The sequence below is a fragment of the Serratia sarumanii genome, assembly GCF_029962605.1.
Lineage (GTDB): Bacteria > Pseudomonadota > Gammaproteobacteria > Enterobacterales > Enterobacteriaceae > Serratia > Serratia sarumanii.
Window position 1 is genome coordinate 4,809,431 of record NZ_CP124750.1, and the last position, 24,597, is coordinate 4,834,027.

At 62.4% G+C, this 24,597-nt stretch carries 20 protein-coding genes; 16 read left to right on the forward strand and 4 right to left on the reverse strand.

The window, feature by feature from the left end:
* Positions 1 to 381: 381 nt before the first annotated feature.
* Complete coding sequence (gene pdxR / locus SSARUM_RS22770) at positions 382 to 1,875, forward strand: MocR-like pyridoxine biosynthesis transcription factor PdxR (RefSeq protein WP_060431139.1); 1,494 nt, start codon at positions 382 to 384, stop codon at positions 1,873 to 1,875.
* Here pdxR and SSARUM_RS22775 read toward each other — a convergent pair.
* Complete coding sequence (locus tag SSARUM_RS22775; RefSeq protein WP_060431137.1) at positions 1,872 to 2,789, reverse strand: DMT family transporter; 918 nt, start codon at positions 2,787 to 2,789, stop codon at positions 1,872 to 1,874. The two genes, pdxR and SSARUM_RS22775, sit on opposite strands and share 4 nt — an antisense overlap.
* A 283-nt stretch (positions 2,790 to 3,072) precedes the next feature.
* Here SSARUM_RS22775 and SSARUM_RS22780 point away from each other — a divergent pair, with 283 nt between their 5' ends.
* The 4 genes from SSARUM_RS22780 to SSARUM_RS22795 all read left to right on the forward strand — a co-directional run bounded on the left by SSARUM_RS22780 (position 3,073) and on the right by SSARUM_RS22795 (position 9,941).
* Positions 3,073 to 4,311, forward strand: a complete 1,239-nt coding sequence (locus SSARUM_RS22780) for an SrfA family protein (RefSeq protein ID WP_060431135.1) — start codon at positions 3,073 to 3,075, stop codon at positions 4,309 to 4,311.
* Positions 4,311 to 7,256 carry a virulence factor SrfB gene (locus SSARUM_RS22785; RefSeq protein ID WP_060431183.1) on the forward strand — a complete coding sequence of 982 codons (2,946 nt, stop codon included), beginning with the start codon at positions 4,311 to 4,313 and terminating at the stop codon, positions 7,254 to 7,256. The genes SSARUM_RS22780 and SSARUM_RS22785 overlap by 1 nt, the downstream gene beginning before the upstream one ends.
* Positions 7,253 to 9,433 (forward strand): virulence factor SrfC family protein, encoded by a 2,181-nt coding sequence (locus SSARUM_RS22790; RefSeq protein ID WP_060431133.1) that lies wholly within the window; start codon positions 7,253 to 7,255, stop codon positions 9,431 to 9,433. The genes SSARUM_RS22785 and SSARUM_RS22790 overlap by 4 nt, the downstream gene beginning before the upstream one ends.
* A 94-nt stretch (positions 9,434 to 9,527) precedes the next feature.
* The gene (locus SSARUM_RS22795; protein WP_060431131.1) at positions 9,528 to 9,941 is read left to right on the forward strand and encodes a VOC family protein; all 414 of its coding nucleotides are present in this window, start codon (positions 9,528 to 9,530) and stop codon (positions 9,939 to 9,941) included.
* On the opposite strand, the gene SSARUM_RS22800 is transcribed toward SSARUM_RS22795, so the two are convergent.
* Complete coding sequence (locus SSARUM_RS22800) at positions 9,938 to 10,621, reverse strand: Crp/Fnr family transcriptional regulator (RefSeq protein ID WP_060431129.1); 684 nt, start codon at positions 10,619 to 10,621, stop codon at positions 9,938 to 9,940. The genes SSARUM_RS22795 and SSARUM_RS22800 overlap by 4 nt on opposite strands.
* A gap of 161 nt (positions 10,622 to 10,782) precedes the next feature.
* On the opposite strand from SSARUM_RS22800, the gene SSARUM_RS22805 reads away from it, so the two are divergent.
* Entirely contained in the window at positions 10,783 to 11,718 is a 936-nt protein-coding gene (locus tag SSARUM_RS22805; RefSeq protein WP_060431126.1) for a nucleoside hydrolase, read from the forward strand.
* Positions 11,719 to 11,792: 74 nt separating this feature from the next.
* Positions 11,793 to 12,725: an adenosine deaminase gene (add, locus tag SSARUM_RS22810; RefSeq protein WP_230118452.1), complete on the forward strand. Its 933-nt coding sequence runs from the start codon at positions 11,793 to 11,795 to the stop codon at positions 12,723 to 12,725.
* Positions 12,726 to 12,753: 28 nt separating this feature from the next.
* On the opposite strand, the gene SSARUM_RS22815 is transcribed toward add, so the two are convergent.
* Entirely contained in the window at positions 12,754 to 13,953 is a 1,200-nt protein-coding gene (locus SSARUM_RS22815) for a BaiN/RdsA family NAD(P)/FAD-dependent oxidoreductase (RefSeq protein ID WP_060431122.1), read from the reverse strand.
* Positions 13,954 to 14,253: 300 nt separating this feature from the next.
* On the opposite strand from SSARUM_RS22815, the gene pitA reads away from it, so the two are divergent.
* Entirely contained in the window at positions 14,254 to 15,756 is a 1,503-nt protein-coding gene (gene pitA, locus SSARUM_RS22820; RefSeq protein WP_033636373.1) for an inorganic phosphate transporter PitA, read from the forward strand.
* A gap of 73 nt (positions 15,757 to 15,829) precedes the next feature.
* On the opposite strand, the gene uspB is transcribed toward pitA, so the two are convergent.
* Positions 15,830 to 16,165: a universal stress protein UspB gene (uspB, locus tag SSARUM_RS22825; RefSeq protein WP_016930435.1), complete on the reverse strand. Its 336-nt coding sequence runs from the start codon at positions 16,163 to 16,165 to the stop codon at positions 15,830 to 15,832.
* A 432-nt stretch (positions 16,166 to 16,597) separates the two neighbouring features.
* On the opposite strand from uspB, the gene SSARUM_RS22830 reads away from it, so the two are divergent.
* The 8 genes from SSARUM_RS22830 to SSARUM_RS22865 all read left to right on the forward strand — a co-directional run bounded on the left by SSARUM_RS22830 (position 16,598) and on the right by SSARUM_RS22865 (position 24,565).
* Positions 16,598 to 17,371, forward strand: a complete 774-nt coding sequence (locus tag SSARUM_RS22830; protein ID WP_043148361.1) for an SDR family oxidoreductase — start codon at positions 16,598 to 16,600, stop codon at positions 17,369 to 17,371.
* A gap of 66 nt (positions 17,372 to 17,437) precedes the next feature.
* A complete protein-coding gene (locus SSARUM_RS22835; protein ID WP_033636375.1) occupies positions 17,438 to 17,707 on the forward strand; it encodes a hypothetical protein in 270 nt (89 codons plus the stop codon).
* Entirely contained in the window at positions 17,700 to 19,454 is a 1,755-nt protein-coding gene (locus SSARUM_RS22840) for a monovalent cation:proton antiporter-2 (CPA2) family protein (RefSeq protein ID WP_060431120.1), read from the forward strand. Before SSARUM_RS22835 ends, SSARUM_RS22840 begins: the two co-directional genes overlap by 8 nt.
* A 5-nt stretch (positions 19,455 to 19,459) precedes the next feature.
* A complete protein-coding gene (locus tag SSARUM_RS22845) occupies positions 19,460 to 20,041 on the forward strand; it encodes a DUF924 family protein (protein WP_049195636.1) in 582 nt (193 codons plus the stop codon).
* A gap of 51 nt (positions 20,042 to 20,092) precedes the next feature.
* Positions 20,093 to 21,001 carry a LysR family transcriptional regulator gene (locus SSARUM_RS22850; RefSeq protein WP_033654477.1) on the forward strand — a complete coding sequence of 303 codons (909 nt, stop codon included), beginning with the start codon at positions 20,093 to 20,095 and terminating at the stop codon, positions 20,999 to 21,001.
* Between the two features lie 266 nt (positions 21,002 to 21,267).
* Complete coding sequence (gene uspA, locus SSARUM_RS22855) at positions 21,268 to 21,705, forward strand: universal stress protein UspA (RefSeq protein WP_004930988.1); 438 nt, start codon at positions 21,268 to 21,270, stop codon at positions 21,703 to 21,705.
* 200 nt (positions 21,706 to 21,905) lie between these two features.
* On the forward strand, positions 21,906 to 23,249 hold the full coding sequence (gdhA, locus tag SSARUM_RS22860) for an NADP-specific glutamate dehydrogenase (protein ID WP_033649380.1): 1,344 nt from the start codon (positions 21,906 to 21,908) through the stop codon (positions 23,247 to 23,249).
* A 329-nt stretch (positions 23,250 to 23,578) separates the two neighbouring features.
* Positions 23,579 to 24,565 (forward strand): autoinducer 2 ABC transporter substrate-binding protein, encoded by a 987-nt coding sequence (locus SSARUM_RS22865; RefSeq protein WP_033649381.1) that lies wholly within the window; start codon positions 23,579 to 23,581, stop codon positions 24,563 to 24,565.
* Positions 24,566 to 24,597 lie beyond the last annotated feature (32 nt).

The window sequence follows — 24,597 nt, forward strand, 5'->3', positions numbered from 1 at the left end:
CTGACGGGTGATAATTCAACGTTCCCTTTGTATTACCCCTTTCCTTGTCGCTACATGATCAATCCTGCTTCAATGCTCACTTCACAGGACGTGACAGCGTTTGCGCTCAAAACCACCCCACGGATGGCCATGCCCTTATGGCCGCTAATGCTTACTTATTCCCGCAGGAGATTCCCGTTATTTACTCCGTATATTACGAATAAATATCCAAAATCTGGCGACAGGTTTTAAAACATTTTAGAACGTTTCATCACGCTCATTCAGGTGTAGCCAACGCTGAACTTAACAACAGCGAACAAATGATAAAAGATATCCGCTATTAACACCGAAAATGGTCTACTCTGAGCGTTAATTTTCCCTATAGATTGCGAGCCGGAATGCATGCCCAGAACAGCCAAAGCCGTTGACGTCCCCGCCCTCGGCGAGCTCGATCGTCAGGCGGGTCAACTTAGCCACCAGCTGGCGCAGGCCCTGCGCCAGGCCATCCACCGGGGCGATCTGAAAGCGGGCGACCTGCTGCCCTCGACGCGCCGGCTGTCGGCGGCGTTGAATCTGGCGCGCGGCACGGTATTGGAGGCGTTCGCTCAGCTAACGGCGGAAGGTTTTCTCGAACCGCAGCCCGGCTCCGGCACCCGGGTCGCCCACTATCAGGCGCCGCGCCGCACGCCGCACGCCACGGTGCAGGCCGCTCCGTCCACAGCCGTGCCGCTTTCCGCACAGGCGCAGCATCTGGCGCGCTTTGCCGCCCAGGCGCGGGCGTTGCCGCCGGTGCCGTTCACCGTCTCGGTGCCGATCGGCGATACCGCGCCCGACGATATCTGGCGGCGGCTCGGCAACCGCATCCGGGCGCGCGGCCCCGGCGCCCCGTCAGGCTACGGCGATCCGCTGGGCGCGTTGCCGCTGCGCGAAGCCATCTGCGACTATGTGCGCCGTTCCCGCTCGGTAAACTGCACGCCGCAGCAAATCCTCATCACCTCCGGCACGCAACAAGGGCTCTATTTGGCAGCACAGATCCTGCTGGACGCCGGCGACAGCGCCTGGGTGGAAGACCCCGCCTACGCCGGCATCACCGCCATTTTCGACAGCCTGTTTCGCGATCGGCGCATGATTAGGGTGCCCGTCGCCGCCGACGGCATCGACGTCGCCGCCGGTATCCGCCTGGCCGCCGACGCCCGCGCCGCCTTTGTCACGCCATCGCATCAATATCCGCTGGGCATGCCGATGAGCATGGCGAAAAGAAGCGCCCTGTTGGGCTGGGCCAAAGAGCGGCAGGCCTGGATCGTGGAAGACGACTACGACAGCGAGATGCGCTACGCCGGCCACCCGTTCCCTTCGCTGCAGGGGCTGGCGCCCGAGCGAACGCTCTATCTCGGCACCTTCAGCAAGGTGCTGTTCCCTTCGCTGCGGCTGGGTTACGCCATCGTGCCGCCACCGCTGGTCGACGCCTTTTGCGGCGCCAGGATCCTGATGGATCGCCATCCGCCCAGCGCGGATCAACACGTGCTGGCCGCCTTTATCGCCGAAGGGTATCTCGACCGGCATATCCGCAAAATGCGCGGCGTCTACGCCGAGAAACGCCGGGTGCTGATCGAGGCGATCAACACGCACATCCCCGCTGAGCTGGCGATAGTGCAGCCCTGCGATCAGGGCATGCACATGGTGCTGTGGCTGAGGAAAGATCTCGATGACGTGCGGGTCGCCCAATGCGCCAACGAAGCCGGATTGGCGCTGCGGGCGGTGTCGCCGATGTATGCGCCCGGCCACGGTGAGCCGGGTCTGGTGCTGGGATTGGGCGGTTACGCCGACCGCCAGGTGCAACAGGCGGTGGAACGGCTCGGCGAGGTGATCCGAGCCTGCGCCGGCAACGGCGCCTAGCGGGAAAAGCGCTTGGCGCCGAACACGCAAACCACCACGCCGGCCATCACGGCGATCATCATCGGCTGGACGGTTTCCTGCAGCAGCCAGCCCGCCAGCGCCAGGCCGAAGAACGGCTGCAGCAGCTGCAACTGCCCGACGGCGGCGATGCCGCCCTGCGCCAGGCCGCGATACCAGAAAATAAACCCAATCCACATGCTGAACACCGAGACGTAAACCAGCGACAGCCAGGCGGCGCCGCTGACGGCAGGCCAACCGGCCGGCGCCGCCAGCCAAGTGGCCGCCAGCGTCAACGGCAACGCCGCCACCAGCGCCCAGGAGATCACCTGCCAGCCGCCGATCCGACGCGACAGCACCGCCCCTTCGGCATAACCCAGGCCGCACAGCAGCACCGCACCGATCATCAGCGCATCCCCTTGCCAGGCTCCGCCGCTCCCCTGGCTTAGCGCGAAAGCGCCCACCAGCACGGCGCCGACGCCTGAAAAAGCCCAAAAAGCGGGCTTGGGCCGCTCTCCGCCGCGCAAAACGCCAAAACCGGCGGTCGCCAACGGCAGCAGGCCGATATACACCAGCGAATGCGCCGAGGTGGTGTGCTGCAGCGCCAGCGCCGTCAGCAGCGGAAAACCGATGACCACGCCAAGCGTCACAAACAGCAGCGGCGGCAAATCGGCCCGCGTCGGCCGCGCCTGGTGGGTGATCAGCAGCGCACACAGCGCCAGCAAGGCAGCGATCGCCGCCCTGACCGCCGTCAGAAACAGCGGATCGAGTTCCAGCACCGCCACCCGCGTGGCGGGCAGCGAGCCGCTGAAAATAATCATGCCGAGGAAGCCGTTCATCCAGCCCTGGGGCGAATGCCCGGCGACGGGATGCGCAGGGGGAACAACGAGAGTTTTTTCAGACTGACTGTCCGTCATGTGAACGCTCCGCACGCCTGAGGCATACCGAAATCGGCAACCCGCGAGGCGATGTCATAGTGAAAGAGAACATCGTTCCCCGGCGTCACTTGCCGGGGCCAGGTTCTATTTTTCAGATAAAGCGGTTCACGGACAGGTCCGGATAGCGAGATTTTCACTGTGCCGGTTCCGCTAACGCCAAAGAAGGGCGTTTTTCGGGCTGTCCTTGGCCGTTTGGCGGCTCTGCCGGCGGGGTATCATGGACTTTTATGCGTTTTTGCAGAATAGGACAAGGTGCGGTGCCGTGGTGAAACCCTTCTTACGCAGTGGCAGTTTGGATGATGTGCTGGCTTTAGGCGAAAACGGGCAACCGATCTACGCCTGCGCGCAGCAGCTGCGGGAAACCCTGCGTCTTCGCCGGCAGCAGCAGGCCGCCGACTGTCTGGCGATCCCCCAGCCGAACGAAAGCGGCACCCGCATCGACTGGTATGCGCCCTTCCCCGGCAAGGTCACCTCCTGGCTGGCGGCGAGCGACGCCCAGCGCGCGCAGGCGGTGCGCCACCTGGAACACTGCCTGACGATCTTCCGCAGCCTGACGGAACAGGCCCAGGCGACCGATCACCCCAGCCATCGCCTGTTCGGCGCGCTGCTGGCCAAAGCGATGCACATGCCCGACCCCAACCACGTTTACCTGGTGGACGATCGGCCGGTGCTGACCTTCTGGGGCTTTATCAAGCCGCAGGCGCAGAGCCCGGACGATCCGCTGGCCTGCCTGCGCCCGCCCGAATCGGAAGTGGAAAAACCGGCGCCGATCGCCGCCGCACCGCGCAAGACGGCCGTTGTCGAACCGGTAAAACCGGCCCCGGCCGCCGAGCCTGAACCGGCGCCCGCCCCGGCAGCGCCTATCGAATCCTCTGCCGTCGTTCGCCCGCGCCGGCGCTACGCTCTCTGGCTGTTGCCCGTACTGTTGCTGGGCAGTGCGGCGCTGGCCGCCTGGCTGCACCGCTCGCCGCCGCCGCAACCGGCGATGCCGGCGAAGGTCCAGCATCCGGCGCCGCCGGAAAAAACCGCCGCGCCGTTGCCCAAGCTGCGCTTACCGCTGGCGCACGCGACGCTGATGCCGCCGCCCCCGGCGCCGGTCATCCCGCCGCCGCTGGACAAAAATGCGCTGGTGCTGCCGCCCGAGGCGGTGAAGGCCGGCTCCACCCGTTTCCTTAATGGCAAATGGCGCGCCACCGTGGCGCTGAAAGACCCGATTACCGGCAAGCGCCCCAGCCTGCAATATCGTCTGAACGGCGGCAAAGGCAGCGCCGTTATCGCCTACGGCGACGGCGTCAGCTGCCGGGTGGCGGTCGAAGCCGGGCTGATGCAGTCCGGCAATCTGGTGATCAACAGCCGCACCAAGGCGCGCTGCAGCGACGGCAGCCGCTACCAGATCCCGGAGATCGTCTGCCGCCAGGGCGAAACCGGCGCGGCGGAGTGCACCGGCCGCTACGATGCGGACACCACCTATCCCATGACGTTCAAGCGCGAGAGTAAATGATGCTGGCACCCCTTACGGACTACAAACACGGCATTACGCTGATTCAGGACAGCGGCATTCAGTTTCTGGACTTTGCCCTGACGCCGCTGCTGGACGCCGAGTTTCCCGGCAAATTCGTGCGCAAGACCGCCAGCGGCCCGCTGCTGCGCCTGCAATGGGAGGCCGAGAGCGGCAAATACCAGCTGCCGGCCGTGGGCGACCAGGCCGCCGAAGTGGTGCGGCCGGAGTTCAGCTATCCGCTGCAGCAGTCGCTGCACCTGCTGGATAAGCTCTGGTTGCCGCTGCCCTGCTTGCGCCACACCCCGGCGGGCCTGTTCTTGTCGGGCCCGGACAACTGGGCGCGCCTGCAGGTGGTGCAGTTGGATGAACCGGATCAGGACGGCAACCTGCTGCGCGTGGTGCTGGCCTTCGACACCCGCGCTGCGGCGCCCGGCCAGGAGGCGCTGGCGCCGGGCGAAAGCGATCTCGGCACCGATCTCCGTTTCGCGCTGGCGCACCGCAACCACGAGCTGGGCGAGTTCCTCGATCTGACCTGGGTGGACGGCTGGCTGCGCGAGGCGTTCAGCCAGCGCGCCGCCGAGCGGGAGCAGCGCGCCGAAGTGGAGATCAACGCCGGGCTGAAAACCTTCGAGTATCAGGCGCACTACCTCAATCTGTTGCACATGCTTGGCCATCAGCTGGCGGTGCCGCAGATAAAGATGGTGGCGGCGACGCTGCAGCAACCGGCGATCGACGTCGATCTGGTGCTGGACGTCGGCAACTCCCACACCTGCGGCGTGCTGGTCGAGGATCATCCGGAGGAGAGCAACGGCCTGAAGCAAACCTACGAGCTGCAGCTGCGTTCGCTGTCCGAACCGCACCGCGTCTACAACGAACTGTTCGAGAGCCGGGTGGAGTTTTCTCGGGCCGGCTTCGGCAAGCCGCATCTGTCTTTCCAGAGCGGGCGCGACGACGCCTTCCAGTGGCCGTCCATCACCCGCGTCGGCCGCGAAGCCGCGCAACTGGCGCAGCGGCGAACGGGCCATGAAGGCACTACCGGCATTTCCAGCCCGCGCCGCTACCTGTGGGACGAGGAGCGCTATGCGCCCGGCTGGCGCTTCAACGAGCAGCACGAGCCGATGGCCGCCGCCGCGCCGTTGACCACCCTGATCAACGACAAAGGCGTGCCGCTGTTCGCCCTGCCGACGGCGCAACGGCTGCCGGTGTTCGCCGCCCATTACAGCCGCAGCGCGGTGATGACGCTGATGCTGAGCGAGCTGCTGGCGCAGGCGCTGATGCAGATCAACAGCATCGCCCAGCGCAGCCGCATGCCGAACGCCGCCGCGCCGCGCCGTTTGCGCGCCATCATTCTGACGCTGCCTTCGGCGATGCCGAAACCGGAGCGCGAGATCTTCCGCCGCCGCATGCAGGAGGCGATCGGGCTGGTGTGGAAGGCCCTCGACTGGCACCCGCAGGATGCGCCGTTCGACGGCGCGCACGCCCGCTTCCCGGCGCCGCAGGTGCAGATGGAGTGGGACGAGGCCACCTGCGGCCAGATGGTCTATCTGTACAATGAAACCCAGGTGAACTTCGCCGGCCGCACCGACGCCTTTTTCGCCGCCATGGCCCGGCCCGACCGGCCGCTGGCGCCGGATGAGCAGGCGGGCAAAACGCTGCGCATCGCCTCCATCGACATCGGCGGCGGCACCACCGATCTGGCGATCACGCACTATTCGCTCGACGACGGCGTGGGCAACAACATCAAAATCAACCCGCGCCTGCTGTTCCGCGAGGGCTTTAAGGTCGCCGGCGACGATATCCTGCTGGACGCCATCCAGCAGTTTATCCTGCCCGCCGTGCAGCAGGCGTTCGAAGCCGCCGGCGTAAGCGCCGCCCCGGCGTTGATGGACAGGCTGTTCGGCAACGAAGGGCGTATGGACGGGCTTTCCACCCTGCGCCAGCAGGCCGCGCTGCAGATTTTCATGCCCGCCGGGCGCGCGCTGCTCGGCGCCTATGAAGAATACGACCCGCTGGACAGCCGGGCGGAAATCGCCGCCAGCCTGGGCGATCTGCTGCCGCAGCCGCCGACGCCGCAGGTGCTGGCGTTTATCAACGGCGAGGTGCAGCGCGAAGCCGACAGCGACGCCTTCGAGATTCTGCACACCCCGCTGGTGATCCGCCTGGCCGATCTGCACGCCGCCTTCTTGTCCGATCGCATCGGCATCGGCCGCTGCCTGCGCCTGCTGGCCGAGGTGGTGGCGCTGTATACCTGCGACGTGCTGCTGTTGACCGGCCGCCCGGCGCGTTTCCCTGGCGTGCAGGCGCTGCTGCGCCACCTGCAGCCGCTGCCCGCCAGCCGCATTCTGCCGCTCGAGGGCTACCACACCCGCAGCTGGTACCCGTTCAACAAACGCGGCCGCATCGACAACCCGAAATCCACCGCCGCGGTGGGCGCCATGTTGTGCCTGTTGGCGATCGACCTGCGGCTGGAGAGTTTTTACTTCAACGTCGGCGATTTCCAGCCTTACTCCACCATTCGCCACCTGGGCATGCTGGACGGCAACAACATGCTGGCGGACGATAACGTCTATTACCGCGACATCGATCTGGATCGCGCCGACTTCGCGCTCGACCCCGCCGGCAGCTTCCAGCTGCGCGGCCCGCTGCGCCTGGGCTTCCGCCAACTGGACAACGAACGCTGGCCGGCCTCGCCGCTCTATACGCTGACCATCAATGACGCCCAGCTGGCGCGCAAACTGGCCGGCGACGCGGTGATCACCCTGCGGCTGGCCATTACCGCCAGCGCCGAACAGGGCGCGGAAAGCGTCAGGATCGCGCAGGCGTTGCTGGCCGACGGCAGCCCCGTCCCGGCGCACCATCTGCAACTGAAACTCAATACCCTGGCTGCCAGCGCCTCCGGCGCGACCCACTACTGGATAGACAGCGGGAGCATTTACCCACGATGAAAGCTATCACTACCGCCCAATCGGCCCCGAACCACGCACTCAGCGCCGGCATTCTGCAGGCGATCGCCTGGGTGGACACCGCGCGCCGGCAGTCCACCCGTTTGGAACGGGAAGCCGATCGCCTGACGCTGCGCCTGCGCCGTTGCCATAACCGCGCACTGCAATTGGCGAAGGCACAACCTGCGCAGGTCGCTATCGGCCTGTACGGCCACAACGCCGCCGCCAAGGCCCACCTGCTGGCGGCGCTGGCCCCCGGCGCAGAAAGGCTGCACGGCGACGCCGCGCTGGCGGTGCGTTACTGCGCCACCGCGCCGACGCCGTCCACCGAGTATCCTCTCGCCCTCGCGCTGCTCGATGAAGCGCAGTGGCTGGCCATCACGCTCGATGCCGCCGCGATGGGCGGCTTCCGGCTGGACTGGGACGCCCGCGCGATCGCCGGCCATCTGCAAGCGTTGACGCGTCACCGCCAAGCCGTCGCCCTCGACGGCCTCAGCGACAGCGATGTGCTGGCGCTGTGGGATAGCCAACGCCGCCACGGCGACAAGGGGCAACAGACGCTGGACAGGCATTTCTGGCCGCAGGCCGTGGCGCTGGCGCCGCAGCTGAGCATCGACGATCGCGCGCGCCTGTTTGCGCCGCTGTGGGGAGAGGAAACGACGCTGACGGCGCATTATCGCCAGCTGGCGCACACGCTGCATGCCCTCGGCGGCAGCCGACAGGTTCATGCTCCGCACCGCGCCTTACCGCTGCTGACCGCGAGCGCCGCAGCGGAAAACGCCGCGATCGTCGTGATGGCCGAACACGGCGGTGAACGGAAGATCGCGTTGAGCGATCTGACCTGGCTGACCGCCGAAGTCACCACCGTTCTGCCGCAGACGGCGCAGGCGGGCCTGCCCGCCGACGTGGCGCTGATCGACCTGCCCGGCAGCCGCGCCTGCCCGCAGGCGGAACCGACGCAGCGGCTGCAACAGGCGAAACGCGCCCATTTGCTGACCCGCTGCGCAGACGGCCTGCACGCCAACCTGCTGCTGGTGGCCGATGCCGCCGCCACGCCGCAGGACGCCGCCCGCGTCGGCCAGGCGCTCGCCAACTGGGTCAATCAGACTCAGGGAGAAACCCCGGCGCTGCGCCAGCGCCGCAAACCCGGCCTGATCTGGGCGATCACGCCGTTCGATCAACGCGGGGAAGGCAAAGCGCGCCCCGACGACGCCGTACAGCGCCAGGTCGGCGAGCCCGGCGACAGCTGGGCCACGCTGCTGGCGCTGGATGAACAGGATTGCCGCCGCATGGTAAGTTACCTGGCCACCCAGGCGCGCCCGGCCCAGAAGCAAGCGCGCCTGCTCGAACAGCGCGAAGAGTTGCAGCGTGAGCTGACGGAAAGCCTGCTCGGCAACTGGCTCACCGCCGCCGCTCCGCACGCGGCGCAGCAACGCGGCCAACAGCTGCTGCGCGCGCTGCAGGCGCAGGCCGGCCGCCACGGCGAACTGCTGGAACGGCTGTTGCCGCAGCGCGATACGTTGCGCCAGCTTTATCAGCAACAGCAGCACGCCGCGCCGGCCCCGACGACGACGCCAGCGCCGTTCGGGCTCGACATCGATCTGTTCGGCGCACCGGAAACCCCGGCACCCGGCGAGCCCTCCGCGTCGCCCTTTGCCGCGCGGGTATTCGCGGATTGGATCAACCATCTGCGCAGCCTGCCGGACAGCCGCCGGTTGCTGGAGCTGCTCGGCGTCGAAAAGCCGCACCTGGAACTGCTGGTCGATGCGCTGATCGGCGCCGCCTGCCGCCTGCGGCTCGATGATGAGCTGGAACGCGCGCTGTGCGCCGGGGGCCTGCCGGAACAGAGTGAAGATCGGCAAATCAGCCAGGCGCTGGCGATACTGGGCGACTTCGTCGCCTGGCTCGGCTTCCAGCGGCGCGATGCGGCAACGCGCCCCGAGAGCCGCGTCAACCCCGGCCAGCCGATCTTTACCCCGCCGCCGCAGCCGGCGGTGGACTGGAGCAGCCAGCAGCGGTTAACCCGGCTGGCGCCGACGCCGACCAAAAACACCGCGTTTTATATCTATGACTGGCTGATCGGCCTGCAAACCCTGCTGGCGGAGAATGCGGCGACGGAAAGCGCGCTCGGCGAGGCGCAGCGCGCGGCGTTGGAAGAGATCGTGGCGACTCTGCGATAAGCGGCGGCTCTGGCAGCAATAGGGGGCGAAAACAGGATAAATCGGGCGTTGCCGATTATGCTGATGAGTAACGCAGCGATTCTGGGAGAAAATCATGCCCCCTTTCAGCCTGAAGACTATCGATCATGTGGTTCTGCGCGTGCGCGATGCGGAAAAAAGCCTGCGGTTCTATACCCAGACGCTGGGTTGCGACATCGCCAAACGGCGGCCCGATTTGGGGCTGGTGCACCTGCGCGCCGGAACGGCCATGATTGATCTGGTCGACGTGAACGGCCAGCTTGGAAAAAAAGGCGGCGACGCGCCCGATCCTCACCGGCAAAATGTCGATCACCTCTGCCTGCGCATCGATCCTTTCAACGAAGACGAACTGCTGGCCTATCTGCGATCGCAGGGGATCGCCGTCGAGCCCGCTGAATCGCGCTACGGCGCGGAAGGCGACGGGCCATCGGTTTACTTCAGCGATCCGGACGGCAATCGCATAGAGCTTAAGGGGCCGGCGATCGGCTAGATCCTGGCGCTCCCGTTGATGTCGGCCAGCCGTTGGCTATCCACCACCCGCAGCGATTTGTTTTTAAACTGAATAATACCGTCCGCCGCGAGCTGCGCCAGCGCGCGGCTCAGCTGCCTGACGGAGATCCCTAATCTGCCCGCCAACAACTCCCTGTTTTCGAGCTGAATCTGCACACCTTCCTGCTTTATTTTAAATAACAAAAATTTGCGCAGCTTATATTCTGCCGTTAAGCCGCCGCTCGCATGCAGCAATGAAGCGTTAAGCAGCTTGTCGCTCAACTGCCGGCACATAAAGGCGAGGAAAACAGGATCGTGCATGGCCCGCTCTTTGATGACGTCGATAGGCAGCGTGAAGATCAGCGCGTCCGTGACCGCCTGAACGGTGCTGAACACCGCCCGCTGCGCCCGGGAGAACAGCTCCAGATCGCCTATCACCGAGAAATCCGTTTCGAAGGAAAAGACGATGTGCATGCCGTTCACATCGTAATTCTCAACCTGCAATTTTCCCTGCACGAGAAAAAACAGGTGGGTCAACCGATCGCTTTGCGTCACCAGGTATTCACCGGCCTCGACCCTGACCAGACGCAAGACGGCCAGCAGCGGGGGCGAAAGCGCCGTTCGCAGATCGTGAGCTTCGATAAACGCTTCTTTTAGCTTGCTGTCACCGACAGTTTTCACGGCGATTCACTCCCAGGGCTTATCCGTTAACGTCTTGCATCCTATCTTTTCGGCTGCGCCCAGAATAGCCGGCGCGCTTCAGAACGAAACAGGACATCTGACCTTTTTTGCCTCGGGCCGTCTGGGTATTTTCTCCGCAGACCCCACCCAAGGAGAGTGCCATGCGACATATTTTGATAGATACCGATACCGCCTCCGACGATGCCGTCGCCCTGCTGATGGCATTGCGCGAGCCTGACGTGAGGGTGGAAGCGATCACCACGGTCGCAGGCAACTGCCCGCTTGAACAATGCGTCAAAAATGCACTTATCTGCGTGGAAAAAGCGGGAACCTATACGCCACCGGTTTATGCAGGCATGGCGAAACCGCTGTTCCGAACGCGTTATCACTCGCACCACATTCACGGTGAAGACGGCATGGGCGACATGGCCTTGCCCGATCCACAGCTGACCGCCGCACCCATGCATGCCGTAGACGCCATCATCGACTGTGCCGCACGGCTCAATGGCGAGCTGGAAATCGTCACCCTCGGGCCGCTGACCAATCTTGCGATGGCGGTGCTGAAAGCGCCCGCGCTGGCCGAACAAGTGAAAAGGGTTTATGTCATGGGCGGTTCCGGGCTGACGCCCGGCAATATCACTCCGCTGGCCGAATTTAATTTTTACGCCGACGCCGAAGCCGCGCATTTGGTGCTCACTGCCGGGCTGCCCCTCACCCTCGTCGGTTGGGAGATCGGCATGGGGGAAGCGTTTATTGGCGAGGACGATATTGAACGATTGCATCATCTCGGCGAACTGGGGCGCTTTGCCGTGCGCTGCAACCGCACGCTGATGGCGTTCAACGCCGGGCGCACCGAGCGTAAAGGCTTTGATTTGCCCGATCCGACCACCATGGCGGTGGCGCTCTACCCGGACATCGTCGAGACCAGTCTGGATGCGTATTCCTGGGTAGAATATAAAAGTGAACGGTCTTACGGCCATTACGTCATTGATTCCACCCACCTGACCGGCGAACCGGCCAATGCCCGCGTGATTACCCGTATTAAACCCGGCCTGTTTAAAGAAAAACTGTTCTCACTGTTATCTCACCGCGAATGAAATAGGTGGCTGTCATGAATTTCGATCCGAGCAAATTAAAAAAAGTGGAATTGCACGTCCATTTAGATACGTGCTTGAGCTACCACTATGTCAAAAAGATCGACCCGCAATTAACCAGAACGGCCTTTAATCGGCAATTTATCGCGCCGAAGCGATGCGCCGATCTGGGGGACTTTTTAAGCAAGATCGCGCCGCAAATAGACCTCTTGCAGACGCGCCAGGCGATAGCGCTGGCCGTCGATGACTTGTTCGCGCAGCTGGCGGCGGATAACGTCATCTATGCGGAAGTGCGCTTTGCCCCGCTGCTGCATACCCGGATGGGATTAAGCGGTGAAGCGGTGGTCGAGACGGTGCTCGCCGCGATGTATGACGCCGCGCAAACTTACGGCGTCGCCGCCGGGCTGATCCTGTGCACGCTGCGGCATTTCGATGCGGCCGCCAGCCTGCAAACCGCCGGGCTCGTGGTTAACTATCTGGGCCGCGGCGTGGTCGCGCTGGATTTAGCCGCCGACGAAGCGCGTTACCCGCTGGCCAATCACGTAGCGGCCTTTCGAGCGGTGCGCGAAGCCGGCGGTAACGTCATCGCCCACGCCGGCGAGGCGAAGGGCGCCGACAGCATACGGGAAACGCTGGATAGGCTGCAGGTGTCGCGCATCGGCCACGGCGTCAGGAGCATCGAGGATGCTGCGCTTATCGAGCGCCTGATAGCCACCGGCGTCCTGCTCGAGATCTGCCCCAGTTGCAATCTCGTCTGCAATCTGTTCGACAGCATCGACAGTCACCCGATAGACCGGCTGAAAAGGATGGGAGTGCGGCTGAACGTGAATACCGATGCGCGCACCGTCGCCGATACCACGCTGAACAAGGAGTACCGGCTGTTGCATGACGCCTTCGGCTGGCAGGATGAAGATTTTAACCGCAGCAACCGACAGGCGCTGGAGGCGAGTTTTCTCGACGGCGACACTAAAATGAAATTAATGAATCAGCTCAAGGCCGGGCCAATGTGACCCGGTACGTTTCAAGGCTGAGCGGGTTTTAACGCTCCTGCGCCGCCAACGCCTGGGCGCAGGCCCAGGCCGAGCTCCACGCCCACTGGAAGTTGTAGCCGCCCAACCACCCGGTCACGTCCACCACTTCGCCGATAAAATAGAGCCCCGGCGCCTTGTGGGCTTCCATCGTCTTGGAGGAAAGTTCGTTGGTGTCGACGCCGCCGAGCGTCACTTCCGCCGTGCGGTAGCCTTCGGTGCCGTTCGGCTGCACGCGCCAGTTCTGCAACAGCTCCACCAGCGCCGCCTGCTGCGGCGTATTCAGCTGCTTCAGCGTGGCCTCCGGCAGTTGTCCCAGGGTTTGCAAGCACTCCACCAGCCGCTTCGGCAAGTGCAGCGCCAGGGTGTTTTTCAGACTTTGGTTCGGGTGCTCTCGGCGTTGATCATCCAGGAAGGCCGCCAAATCCAGCTCAGGAAGTAAGTTAACGCTCACATACTCACCCGGCTGCCAGTAGCTGGACAGCTGCAGCACCGCCGGGCCGGACAGGCCGCGATGGGTAAACAGGATGCTTTCACGGAAGCTGACGCCGTTCTCGGCGGTGATCACCGCCGGCACCGAGACGCCGGACAGCGTCTGCACATGCTCCAGCAGCGGCTTATGCAGGGTAAAAGGCACCAGCCCGGCGCGCGTCGGCAGCACCCTGAGGCCGAACTGCTCCGCCAGCTTGTAACCGAACGGCGAAGCGCCCAGCCCCGGCATGGACAAACCGCCGCTGGCCACCACAAGTGATCGAGCACTCACTTTTTCACCATTCAGCGCCAGCGCGTAACCATGTTCGGTTTTCTCCACGCCCAGCACTTCGCTGCGCAGGCGCATCGTCACCTGGCCCAGCTCGCACTCTTTGACCAGCAGATCCACCACCTGCTGCGCCGAGTCGTCGCAGAACAGCTGCCCCAGCGTTTTTTCATGGTAGGCGATGCCGTAGCGGTTGATCAGATCGATGAAGTCCCACTGGGTGTAGCGCGCCAGCGCCGACTTGCAAAAGTGCGGGTTGTTCGACAGATAGGCCGCCGGTTCGGCGTACATGTTGGTAAAGTTGCAGCGCCCGCCGCCGGACATCAGGATCTTGCGGCCCGGTTTTTTGCCGTTGTCGAGCAGCAACACGCGGCAACCGAGTTGCCCCGCCTGCGCAGCGCAAAACATGCCGGCGGCGCCCGCCCCAATCACTACGACATCAAACTGTTCCACCTGAGCCTCACTTATCAAAACCACAATCGCGACAAAAGGGCGCCATATTACGCCGTTTCGCCGCCGGTCACCGCCAAATTCACGGCGGCAGATTGTAAAGCCCCGGCGCCGCCAACGCCATAGTAAGAAAATATTACAGAGGTCAGAGGAGAATAACGCATTGATATTCCATATTTTTGTTATAGGCGCGTCATCGTTTCGTCATGTCCAAATCAAAAAAACGTCATATTTTCCTTTTCCCCGGCCCCGGTTGTCACTGATAATGCGCGGCGTTCATGTCCACAAACTGGCGTAACGCTTATGCTGCATTTGTTCGCTGGCCTGGATTTCCATACCGGCCTGATGTTAATTCTCGCATTGTTGTTCGTGTTGTTTTATGAAGCCATCAACGGTTTTCATGATACGGCCAATGCGGTCGCTACAGTTATTTATACCCGCGCCATGCGCTCGCAACTTGCGGTCGTGATGGCAGGTTTGTTCAACTTTCTTGGCGTAATGCTCGGCGGTTTGAGTGTTGCTTACGCCATCGTCCACTTGCTGCCTACCGATCTGTTGTTGAACGTCAGTTCAGCACACGGATTAGCCATGGTCTTCTCCATGCTGTTGGCGGCAATCATCTGGAACCTCGGCACCTGGTATTTCGGTCTGCCGGCCTCCAGTTCCCATACGCTGATAGGCGCAATCATCGGTGTCGGTTTAACCAACGCCCTGATGACCCACACTTCGGTGGTGGATGCGCTTAACGTCCCGAAAATGATTGGTATTTTCCTTTCTCTGCTGTTCTCGCCGCTGGTCGGCATGATGGTGGCGGGAGTGATGGTGTTCGCCTTGCGCCGCTATTGGAGTGGCACCAAGAAACGCCAGCGTATCCACATGACCCCTGCGGAACGTGAAAAGGTCGACGGCAAACGCAAGCCGCCGTTCTGGACCCGTATCGCGCTGATCCTGTCGGCGATTGGCGTCAGCTTCTCGCACGGCGCCAACGACGGCCAGAAAGGCATCGGCCTGATCATGCTGGTGCTGATCGGCGTTGCGCCGGCCGGCTTCGTGGTCAATATGAATGCAACCGGTTATGACATCACCCGTACGCGTGACGCCGTGACCCACCTGCAGCAATATTACCAGCAGCACGGCGACGCGCTGTCGCATGCGGTGTCGTTGACGCCGCTGGTGCCAAGCCCGGATGACGAAGCTGCGCCGAACAAGCCGGCCGAGTTCCACTGCGACAGTTCGCGCGCCATGCCGGCGATCGAGCTGGCTCAGGGCATGCTGACCAACCTGCAAAGCTACGATCAGCTGACGGTTGAGCAGCGCAGCCACCTGCGCCGCCTGCTGATGTGCGTGACCGACACGGCGGATAAAGTCGCCAAGCTGCCGGAAACCTCATCCGCCGACCAGCGCTTCCTGAAGAACCTGCGTCAGGATCTGCTGCAGACCGTCGAGTACGCGCCGATGTGGATCATCGTCGCCGTCGCGCTGGCACTGTCACTCGGTACTATGGTGGGCTGGAAACGCGTGGCCACCACCATCGGCGAGAAGATCGGCAAGAAAGGCATGACCTACGCCCAGGGCGTATCGGCCCAGATGACCGCGGCGCTGTCTATCGGCGTGGCGAGTTATACCGGCATGCCGGTCTCCACCACCCACGTCCTCTCTTCGGCGGTTGCCGGGACGATGATCGTGGACGGCGGCGGCGTGCAGAGCAAAACCGTGAAGAACATCCTGTTGGCCTGGGTACTGACCCTGCCAATCTCGATTCTGCTTTCCGGTGCGCTGTATTGGGTTGCGTTGAAGCTGATCTAAGCGATAAGCATCATGAGGAAGGCGGCCGCAGGGCCGCCTTTTTTTTGCCTGCATCAAGGGAAACAGGAAGGCATTAATACCAGATCATCAGCGCTATCAGGCTGATGACCACCAGGCCGCACAGGGCCGAGGTCAGCATGAACTGCCCGCGCACCCGCTCGCAGCGGCGAATAAACTCCGGATCGTGGTGCTCGACATAGCGTTGCGCAAAGATATAGCGCACCAGCCTCAGCTGCTTGCTGGGTTGCCCGTGGGCGGTGAAGAAACCGCCGCCGTCGACGTATTGGTACAGCAACGGGTCACAGCCGCGCAATACCACCAGCAATGCGCGCAGAGAAGAGTAATACCGCACCATGTTAACCACACACACCACACATAAGGCCCAAAACAGCGCGACGGTACTGATCATGATTACCCCCTCAAGGCGTTGTTATCCGCGGCCATCCGCCGGGTCCAACCGCCCTACCTCATTACCCGATACTCTGCTGGAGCTTACCGCTCTCATCCCCTTTTTTGCCTGCACGGGCCATGCCCATAACCCACCGCCTCCAGAGACGTTACCGCACCGCACAGAGAGATTTGCACGGCGTGATTCCACTCAGAGGGGAAATGGTGAGGCCCATATTCATCATTGTAGGTTAATGAAACGCAAACTGGCCTGATCAGTGGATAAAATTTACCGCCACGCGCCGAAACGCCCCCGCCGGGGCGTTATAAGTGATAACCGTTCGTCTGCAATTAGTCGTTTTTCCTGGATAGTCTATCCCGCCCCACGCCGCTGATCTTTCCCCCCACGCTGGCTAGACTCAGGTTTCCGTTACGCTCATCCAAGGAAACTGTTATGGCAAACCATTCAATCAAGGGAAAAACCGTCCTGATCGCCGGCGGCGCCAAAAATCTCGGCGGGCTGATCGCGCGCGATTTGGCTGAACAAGGCGCCAAAGCGGTAGTGATCCACTACAACAGCGCCGCCTCCAAAGCCGAAGCGGATAAGACCGTCGCCGCCATCCAGGCCGCCGGGGCGCAAGGCGTCGCGCTGCAGGCCGATTTAACCACCGCGGGCGCGGTCGAGAAGCTGTTCGCCGATGCTGTCGCCGCCGTCGGCAAGCCGGATATCGCCATCAATACCGTCGGCAAAGTGCTGAAAAAGCCGATGATCGACATCAGCGAGGCCGAGTACGACGAGATGACCGCGGTCAACGCCAAAACCGCGTTCTTCTTCCTGAAAGAGGCGGGCAAACACCTCAACGACAACGGTAAAATCTGCACGCTGGTCACCTCGCTGCTCGGCGCCTTCACGCCGTTCTATGCCGCTTACGCCGGCACCAAAGCGCCGGTGGAGCACTTCACCCGTGCCGCCGCCAAGGAGTTCGGTGAGCGCGGCATCTCCGTGACGGCGGTCGGCCCCGGCCCGATGGACACCCCGTTCTTCTATCCGGCCGAAGGCGCCGATGCGGTGGCGTATCACCAAAGCGCGGCGGCGCTGTCGCCGTTCAGCAAAACCGGCCTCACCGATATCGAAGACGTGGTGCCGTTTATCCGCCACCTGGTCAGCGACGGCTGGTGGGTTACCGGCCAAACTATCCTGATCAACGGCGGCTATACTACCAAGTAACACCGCATGGGGGGCGCGCGTCTGGCGTCCGCCCCCGCCAGGAGGCGCAGCGTAGAGGATATTGCAATGCACATGCTAATGGTCATTGGCGGAGGCGTGGTTCTCCTGGGATTGTTTGTGCTGTTCGGCTGGCTCTGGGGCGCCAGCGCGGCGGGCATGGCGCTGGCGGCAAAAATTTTCGTCCCGGCCTGGTTGCTGATCGCGGCGGTCAATATGTGGGTGGGCGTCGCCCACGCGGGCTACAGCCTGCGGGCGGAGTTGCCGATCCTGCTGCTGGTGTTCGCGATCCCCGCAGCCATCGCCGCGTTCGTATTCTGGCGCCTCGCCCATGTCTGAAAGCGCCGGCGACCTGCTCAACGTGGTGACGCTACTCGGCGCCGCCGTGGTGGCCGTGCCGCTGTTCAAGCGCTTGGGGCTGGGCTCGGTGCTGGGTTATCTGGCAGCCGGTTTGGCGATTGGGCCGTTCGGCTTTGGTTTGTTCAACGATGCGCAGACCATCCTGCACACCGCCGAGCTTGGGGTGGTGATGTTTCTCTTCATCATCGGCCTGGAGATGCGGCCTTCTCATCTGTGGAACATGCGGCGCGATATTTTCGGCCTGGGCAGCCTGCAGGTATTGAGCTGCGGGCTGCTGCTCACCGCCATCGGCATGGCCTTCGGCTTTTCATTGGCCATCTCCTTCATCTGCGGCATGGGATTCGTGCTGACGTCTACCGCCATCGTCATGCAACTGTTGGGCGAGCGCGGCGACATCGCCAGCCCGCGCGGTCAGAAAATCGTCGCCGTATTGCTGTTTGAAGATCTGATGATTGTCCCGCTGCTGGCGCTGGTGGCGTTCATCGCGCCGGCCGGTTCATCGACGCCGGTATCCGGTTCCGCCTGGGGCGGCATCGCCATCGCCGCCGGTGCGCTGGCCGCGCTGGTGGCGGCCGGCATCTGGCTGCTGAACCCGCTGTTTCGCATTCTGGCGCACGCCAAAGCGCGCGAAGTGATGACCGCAGCCGCGCTGCTGGTAGTGCTTGGCGCCGCTTTGCTGATGCAGCTGGGTGGCCTCTCCATGGCCATGGGCGCCTTTTTGGCCGGCGTGCTGCTGTCGGAATCGACGTTCCGCCATCAGCTCGAAGCCGACATCGAGCCCTTTCGCGGTCTGCTTTTGGGGCTGTTCTTCCTCGGCGTCGGCATGTCTCTCGATCTGGCCGTGGTGGCGCGCAACTGGCCGCTGATCGTCAGCGGCGTGCTGGCGATGATGTTCATCAAAGGCCTGTGTATTTACTGCGTGGCCCGGTTGACGAAAAGCTCGCACGGTGATGCTCTCGACCGCGCCGTACTCATGGCGCAAGGGGGAGAATTTGCGTTTGTGCTGTTCGCCGCTGCGCTGGCCAATCAGGTGCTGCCTGCGGAAGCCAACGCCAACATGACCGCCGTCGTGGTGCTGTCGATGGCTTTGACACCGCTGGCGGTGTTGATCCACCAACGCCTGCGCGTCTCGTCCGACGCCTCGTTGGACGGCACGGAACAGCCCACCGGCTTGACCAACAGCGTGCTGATCGTCGGGTTCGGCCGTTTTGGTCAGATCGTCAGCCAGCACGTTTTGGCGATGGGCGCCGATATCGCCATTATCGACCGCGAACCCCAGGTTGCCCGCGACGCGCAAGACTTCGGCTTCAAAGTTTACTATGGCGACGGTGCGCGCATGGATGTGCTGCATGCGGCGGGCGCCGGCCACGCCCGCGCCATCTTGGTCTGCATTGACGATCCGCAAGCCGCCACGCAGATTGTCGAACACGCCAAAACCCACTTCCCGCAGGCCCGCGTGCTGGCTCGCGCTCATGACCGCGAACATGCCATCGCGCTGATCAAGGCCAATGTGGATTACCAAATTCGCGTCACCTTAGAGTCCGCCATGTCTTTCGGGCATGAAGCTATGTTGGCGTTGGGCTCCGATCCGGAAACCGCGGCGGATCTGATGGCCGAGCTGCGGCGCAAGGATGCCGAACGGTTGGCGATGGAGGTGTCCGGCGGCATTTACGCCGGTACATCGATGATTTTGGGCAATGCGCCGACCAAGGCGAAGAAGGAATGACGGGCATGCCGACCCTTTTCCGCCGGCGCAGCGATGCGCTCGCGGCCGATAATCAAACGGCCGATGAGGTGGTGCGGTTTTGGCGAGACGCCGGCGCAGAGCAATGGTTCCGGCAGGATCCGCGCTTCGACCAACGCTTTCGCGCGCGCTTTTTGGGCCTGCATCTGGCGGCGGCCCGGCGTGAACGCGACGACTGGCTTAAGACGCCGGAAAGCGCGCTGGCGCTGATGATCCTGCTCGACCAATTTCCGCGCAACGCTTTTCGCAACACCGCCCACATGTACGCCACCGATCCGCTGGCGCGCCGCTTCGCCCGCATCGCCATTGCGGCGAACTACATGCAGGCCGTCGAGCCTTCGCTGCGCCTGTTTTTTTGCCTGCCGTTCGCCCACTCGGAAAATCTCGCCGATCAGGATCTTTCCGTGGCGCTAAACGCTCAACTGGGGCCGGCTGAACGCGCGCACGCCGAGGGACACCGCGATATCATCCGCCGTTTCGGTCGTTTCCCACATCGCAATCAGCTGCTGTTGCGCGATACTACCACGCAGGAGCAAGCCTTCCTGGAGCAAGGAGGGTTTGCCGGATAACGCCGCAGAATGCTTTAAGCGGCAATAATAAGGACAATAACGGGCGCATCGATGGACAGATTCAATCAATACCGCGTATTCGTGCAGGTGGCGGAGATGGGCAGCTTTATCCGCGCAGCCCATGTGCTGGAGGTGCCGCGCGCCTCGGTGTCCGCCGCCGTGCAACAGCTGGAAACGCAGTTGGGCGTGCGCCTGCTGCACCGCACCACGCGGCAGGTGCGGCTGACCGCCGACGGCGAACAGCTGCTCGAGCGGCTGCGCCCGCTGCTGGCCGAGGTGGAGGATATCGATCAGTCGTTTCAGGCCAGCCAGCGCCAGGCCTCCGGGCGGCTCAGCGTCGACGTGCCGAGCCGCATCGCCCGCCGGCTGATCGCGCCGGCGCTGCCCAGCCTGCTGCGGCGCCATCCCCACCTGCAGCTGGTGCTCGGCTCCGCCGATCGCGCCATCGATCTGGTGCAGGAAGGGGTCGACTGCGCGGTGCGCGTCGGCGATCTGCACGACAGCAGCCTGGTGATGCGCCCGCTCGGCCATATCGCGCTGATCAACTGCGCCAGCCCCGCCTACCTGAGCGAATTCGGCCATCCGCTTCAGCCCGCCGATCTTGCCGAGGGGCACAGGAGCATCGGTTACGCCTCGCCCAAAACCGGCCGCGAATCCCCCTGGGAATACCTGACCGACGACGGCCATACCCAGCGGCTCGAACTGCCCAGCCGGGTGGTGGTCAACAACGCCGAGAGCTATATCGCCTGCTGCCGCGCCGGGCTGGGGCTGATGCAAATCCCGCGCTACGACGTGCAACACCTGCTCGACGCCGGTGAACTGGTGGAAGTCCTGCCCGCTTACCGCGCCGCCTCCATGCCGATCGCCCTGATCTATCCCCATCGTCGCCAGCGCTCACGCCGCCTGGCGGTGTTTCACGAATGGTTTGAAAGCCTGCTGCAGCCGCATCTGGAGCGCTGATTGCGCATTTAGCGCTATACTTTGTTTAATAACGCTTATAATTCAAGCGGTCAGACCGGCAGCATCCGCATAATCAATAGGCTTTTACGCCGCGCGGGTGTACAACGAAAGGTATCGGGCGGAGAGATTTTCGATGCGGCGCAGTGTGATCGCCCCAACATATCATTGCGTTATCCGAATGATACTATGGAACCAAAAGCGCAAGGCGGGTAAACGGAACGCCTGCTAACCCTTTTAATCGGCATGTTTATGGAAGGAGTATTCTTATGGCTTACAAACACATACTGATCGCGGTGGACCTATCCCCGGAAAGCAAGATCCTGGTAGAAAAAGCCGTCTCGATGGCGCGGCCGTACAACGCTAAAGTTTCTCTGATCCACGTCGATGTCAACTATTCCGACCTCTATACCGGCCTGATCGACGTCAATCTCGGCGACATGCAAAAACGCATCTCCGAGGAAACCCATCAGGCGCTGACCGAGCTGTCGCAAAACGCCGGCTACCCGATCACCGAGACCCTGAGCGGCAGCGGCGATCTGGCGCAGGTATTGGTCGATGCCATCAAGAAATATGACATGGATCTGGTACTGTGCGGCCACCACCAGGATTTCTGGAGCAAGCTGATGTCTTCCGCTCGCCAGCTGATCAATACCGTGCACATCGATATGCTGATCGTGCCGCTGCGCGATGAAGAAGACGAATAAAGTAAGCACTTGCTAACTTAACTGCCCAACGCCCGCGCCCTGCGGGCGTTTTTCATGCCGCCACGCCGATTAATCGCTTGATAATCAACCGCCCTCCGATGATATAGTCGCTAAAGACACAACATCCTCCCCCGGGCATCGCCTATACCCATATCTATAAGAAATAGCGGGGGAAAACTTAATGCTAAAAGGAGTTATCCATGGAATATGCCGTATCGGTAGAGTCTTTCCTGTCCTCGTTACAGCGCCATAACCCCCACCAGCCGGAATATCTGCAGGCGGTGCGCGAAGTCTTCACCTCGCTGTGGCCGTTTATCGAACGCAACCCGCGCTATCGCGAACAGGCTCTGCTGGAGCGCCTGGTGGAGCCCGAGCGCGTCATTCAGTTCCGCGTCAGCTGGGTGGACGATCGCGGCCAGGTGCAGGTCAACCGCGCCTTCCGCGTACAGTTCAACTCGGCCATCGGCCCCTACAAGGGCGGCATGCGCTTCCATCCGTCGGTAAACCTGTCGATCCTGAAATTCCTCGGTTTTGAGCAGACCTTCAAGAACGCGTTGACCACCCTGCCGATGGGCGGCGGCAAAGGCGGCTCCGATTTCGATCCCAAGGGCAAAAGCCAGGGCGAGATCATGCGCTTCTGCCAGGCGCTGATGACCGAGCTGTATCGCCATCTGGGGCCGGACACCGACGTGCCGGCCGGCGACATCGGCGTCGGCGGCCGTGAAGTCGGCTTTATGGCCGGCATGATGAAGAAACTGTCCAACAACACCGCCTGCGTGTTTACCGGCAAGGGTCTCTCCTTCGGCGGCAGCCTGATCCGCCCCGAGGCGACCGGCTACGGCCTGGTGTACTTCACCGATGCCATGCTGCAGCGCCACGGCCTGGGCTTTGAAGGCATGCGGGTGGCGGTGTCCGGCTCCGGCAACGTGGCGCAGTACACCATCGAGAAAGCGCTGGAGCTGGACGCGCGCGTGATCACCGTGTCGGATTCCGGCGGCACCCTGGTGGACGAGGACGGCTTCACCACCGAGAAGCTGGCGCACCTGGCGGAGATCAAAAACCAACGCTACGGCCGGGTGGCGGACTATGCCCGCGAACGCGGCCTGACCTATCTGGCCGGCCAGCAGCCGTGGAACGTGCCGGTGGATATCGCCCTGCCGTGCGCCACCCAGAACGAACTGGATCTCGAGGCGGCGCAGACGCTGATCCGCAACGGGGTGAAGGCGGTAGCGGAAGGCGCCAACATGCCGACCACCATCCAGGCCACCGACGCCTTCCTCGACGCCGGTGTGCTGTTCGCGCCGGGCAAGGCGGCTAACGCCGGCGGCGTGGCCACCTCGGGGCTGGAGATGGCGCAAAACGCCGCGCGCATCGGCTGGCGGGCAGAGAAAGTGGATGTACGTTTACAACATATCATGGCCGATATTCACCACGCCTGCGTGGAATACGGCGGCGAAGGCAAGCAAACCCACTACGTGCACGGCGCGAATATCGCCGGTTTCGTCAAGGTCGCCGACGCCATGCTGGCGCAGGGCGTGCTGTAATCCGCCGTAAAGGTGATCTTGTTCACACATCGATTAAATGCTTCAATGCCGGCCTCTGCGCCGGCATTTTTTTATGCTTTCTCACCATCCAAATGATGCCAATTGGTTAAATAAAAGTTAACAAGAAGTTATTTATCGCTTCTTAATCGGTAGTAAATTTACCACCACAAAATAATTAAACATTTATTTAACACTAAATACGCCATTATTTTACTTAATTGTGCACGGATCACATTTCGTTAACTTCAGCTACGCCCCCTCTTCCATTCCTTTGTAATCTGCAGCGGTGGAAAAACCGCCACCCCTACAGATAAAAAAAGGTACAGCTAATGAAATTTAACCTCGCATTATTAAATGCATGTGTGGTTTCTGCGTGCATGTTATCGACAACACCTGTGTTCGCCGCTGATAAATATGAGATTGCCGTAGTCGCCAAAGTGACCGGCATTCCGTGGTTCAACCGCATGGAAGTGGGCGTCAACGAAGCGGCGAAAAAACTCGACGTCAACGCCTACCAGACCGGCCCTTCTACCCCGGATCCGGCCGCGCAGGTCAAGGTGATTGAGGATCTGATCGCCAAGAACGTCAACGCCATCATCGTGGTGCCGAACGACGCCAAGGTGCTGGAGCCGGTGCTGAAAAAAGCGCGCGACAAAGGCATCGTGGTGCTGACCCATGAATCCCCGGACCAGCAGATCGGCCAGTGGGACATCGAGACCATCGACAGCGAGAAATACGCGCAGGCCAACGTCGATGAGCTGGCGAAAGACATGGGCGGCAAAGGCGGCTACGCGATCTACGTCGGCTCGCTGACCGTGCCGCTGCACAACGCCTGGGCCGATTCCGCCATCAAATACCAGAAAGAAAAATACCCGGACATGTTTGAAGTCACCTCACGCTTGCCGGTGGCGGAAAGCATCGACAAATCCTACGCCACCACGCTGGATCTGATGAAAACCTATCCGCAGATGAAGGGCATCATCGGCTTCGGCTCGCTCGGCCCGATCGGCGCCGGCCAGGCGGTGGCCAAGAAACGCGCCAAGGACAAGATCGCGGTGGTGGGCATCGCCATGCCGGCGCAGGCCGCCCCTTACCTGATGCGCGGCGACATCAAAAAAGCGCTGCTGTGGGATCCGAAAGACGCCGGCTATGCGCTGGTGACGGTGGCCGACCAGCTGCTGCAGGGCAAGGAAGTGAACAAGGATCTGGCGATCGAGGGCCTCGGCAAGGCCGACGTCGATATGGAACACAAAGTGATTCGGTTTAACAAGATTTTGGAAGTCACCAAAGACAACGCCCAATCGCTTGGATTCTGATTTTTCGCGTAATTTCGCCACACCGGGAAAGT

Bases quoted from the DNA above. Each gene is read 5' to 3' on its own strand.
- pdxR (WP_060431139.1), top strand. From the start codon at position 382: ATGCCCAGAACAGCCAAAGCCGTTGACGTCCCCGCCCTCGGCGAGCTC.
- SSARUM_RS22775 (WP_060431137.1), bottom strand. From the start codon at position 2,789: ATGACGGACAGTCAGTCTGAAAAAACTCTCGTTGTTCCCCCTGCGCAT.
- SSARUM_RS22785 (WP_060431183.1), top strand. From the start codon at position 4,311: ATGCTGGCACCCCTTACGGACTACAAACACGGCATTACGCTGATTCAG.
- SSARUM_RS22790 (WP_060431133.1), top strand. From the start codon at position 7,253: ATGAAAGCTATCACTACCGCCCAATCGGCCCCGAACCACGCACTCAGC.
- SSARUM_RS22795 (WP_060431131.1), top strand. From the start codon at position 9,528: ATGCCCCCTTTCAGCCTGAAGACTATCGATCATGTGGTTCTGCGCGTG.
- SSARUM_RS22805 (WP_060431126.1), top strand. From the start codon at position 10,783: ATGCGACATATTTTGATAGATACCGATACCGCCTCCGACGATGCCGTC.
- pitA (WP_033636373.1), top strand. From the start codon at position 14,254: ATGCTGCATTTGTTCGCTGGCCTGGATTTCCATACCGGCCTGATGTTA.
- uspB (WP_016930435.1), bottom strand. From the start codon at position 16,165: ATGATCAGTACCGTCGCGCTGTTTTGGGCCTTATGTGTGGTGTGTGTG.
- SSARUM_RS22830 (WP_043148361.1), top strand. From the start codon at position 16,598: ATGGCAAACCATTCAATCAAGGGAAAAACCGTCCTGATCGCCGGCGGC.
- SSARUM_RS22835 (WP_033636375.1), top strand. From the start codon at position 17,438: ATGCACATGCTAATGGTCATTGGCGGAGGCGTGGTTCTCCTGGGATTG.
- SSARUM_RS22840 (WP_060431120.1), top strand. From the start codon at position 17,700: ATGTCTGAAAGCGCCGGCGACCTGCTCAACGTGGTGACGCTACTCGGC.
- SSARUM_RS22845 (WP_049195636.1), top strand. From the start codon at position 19,460: ATGCCGACCCTTTTCCGCCGGCGCAGCGATGCGCTCGCGGCCGATAAT.
- SSARUM_RS22850 (WP_033654477.1), top strand. From the start codon at position 20,093: ATGGACAGATTCAATCAATACCGCGTATTCGTGCAGGTGGCGGAGATG.
- uspA (WP_004930988.1), top strand. From the start codon at position 21,268: ATGGCTTACAAACACATACTGATCGCGGTGGACCTATCCCCGGAAAGC.
- gdhA (WP_033649380.1), top strand. From the start codon at position 21,906: ATGGAATATGCCGTATCGGTAGAGTCTTTCCTGTCCTCGTTACAGCGC.
- SSARUM_RS22865 (WP_033649381.1), top strand. From the start codon at position 23,579: ATGAAATTTAACCTCGCATTATTAAATGCATGTGTGGTTTCTGCGTGC.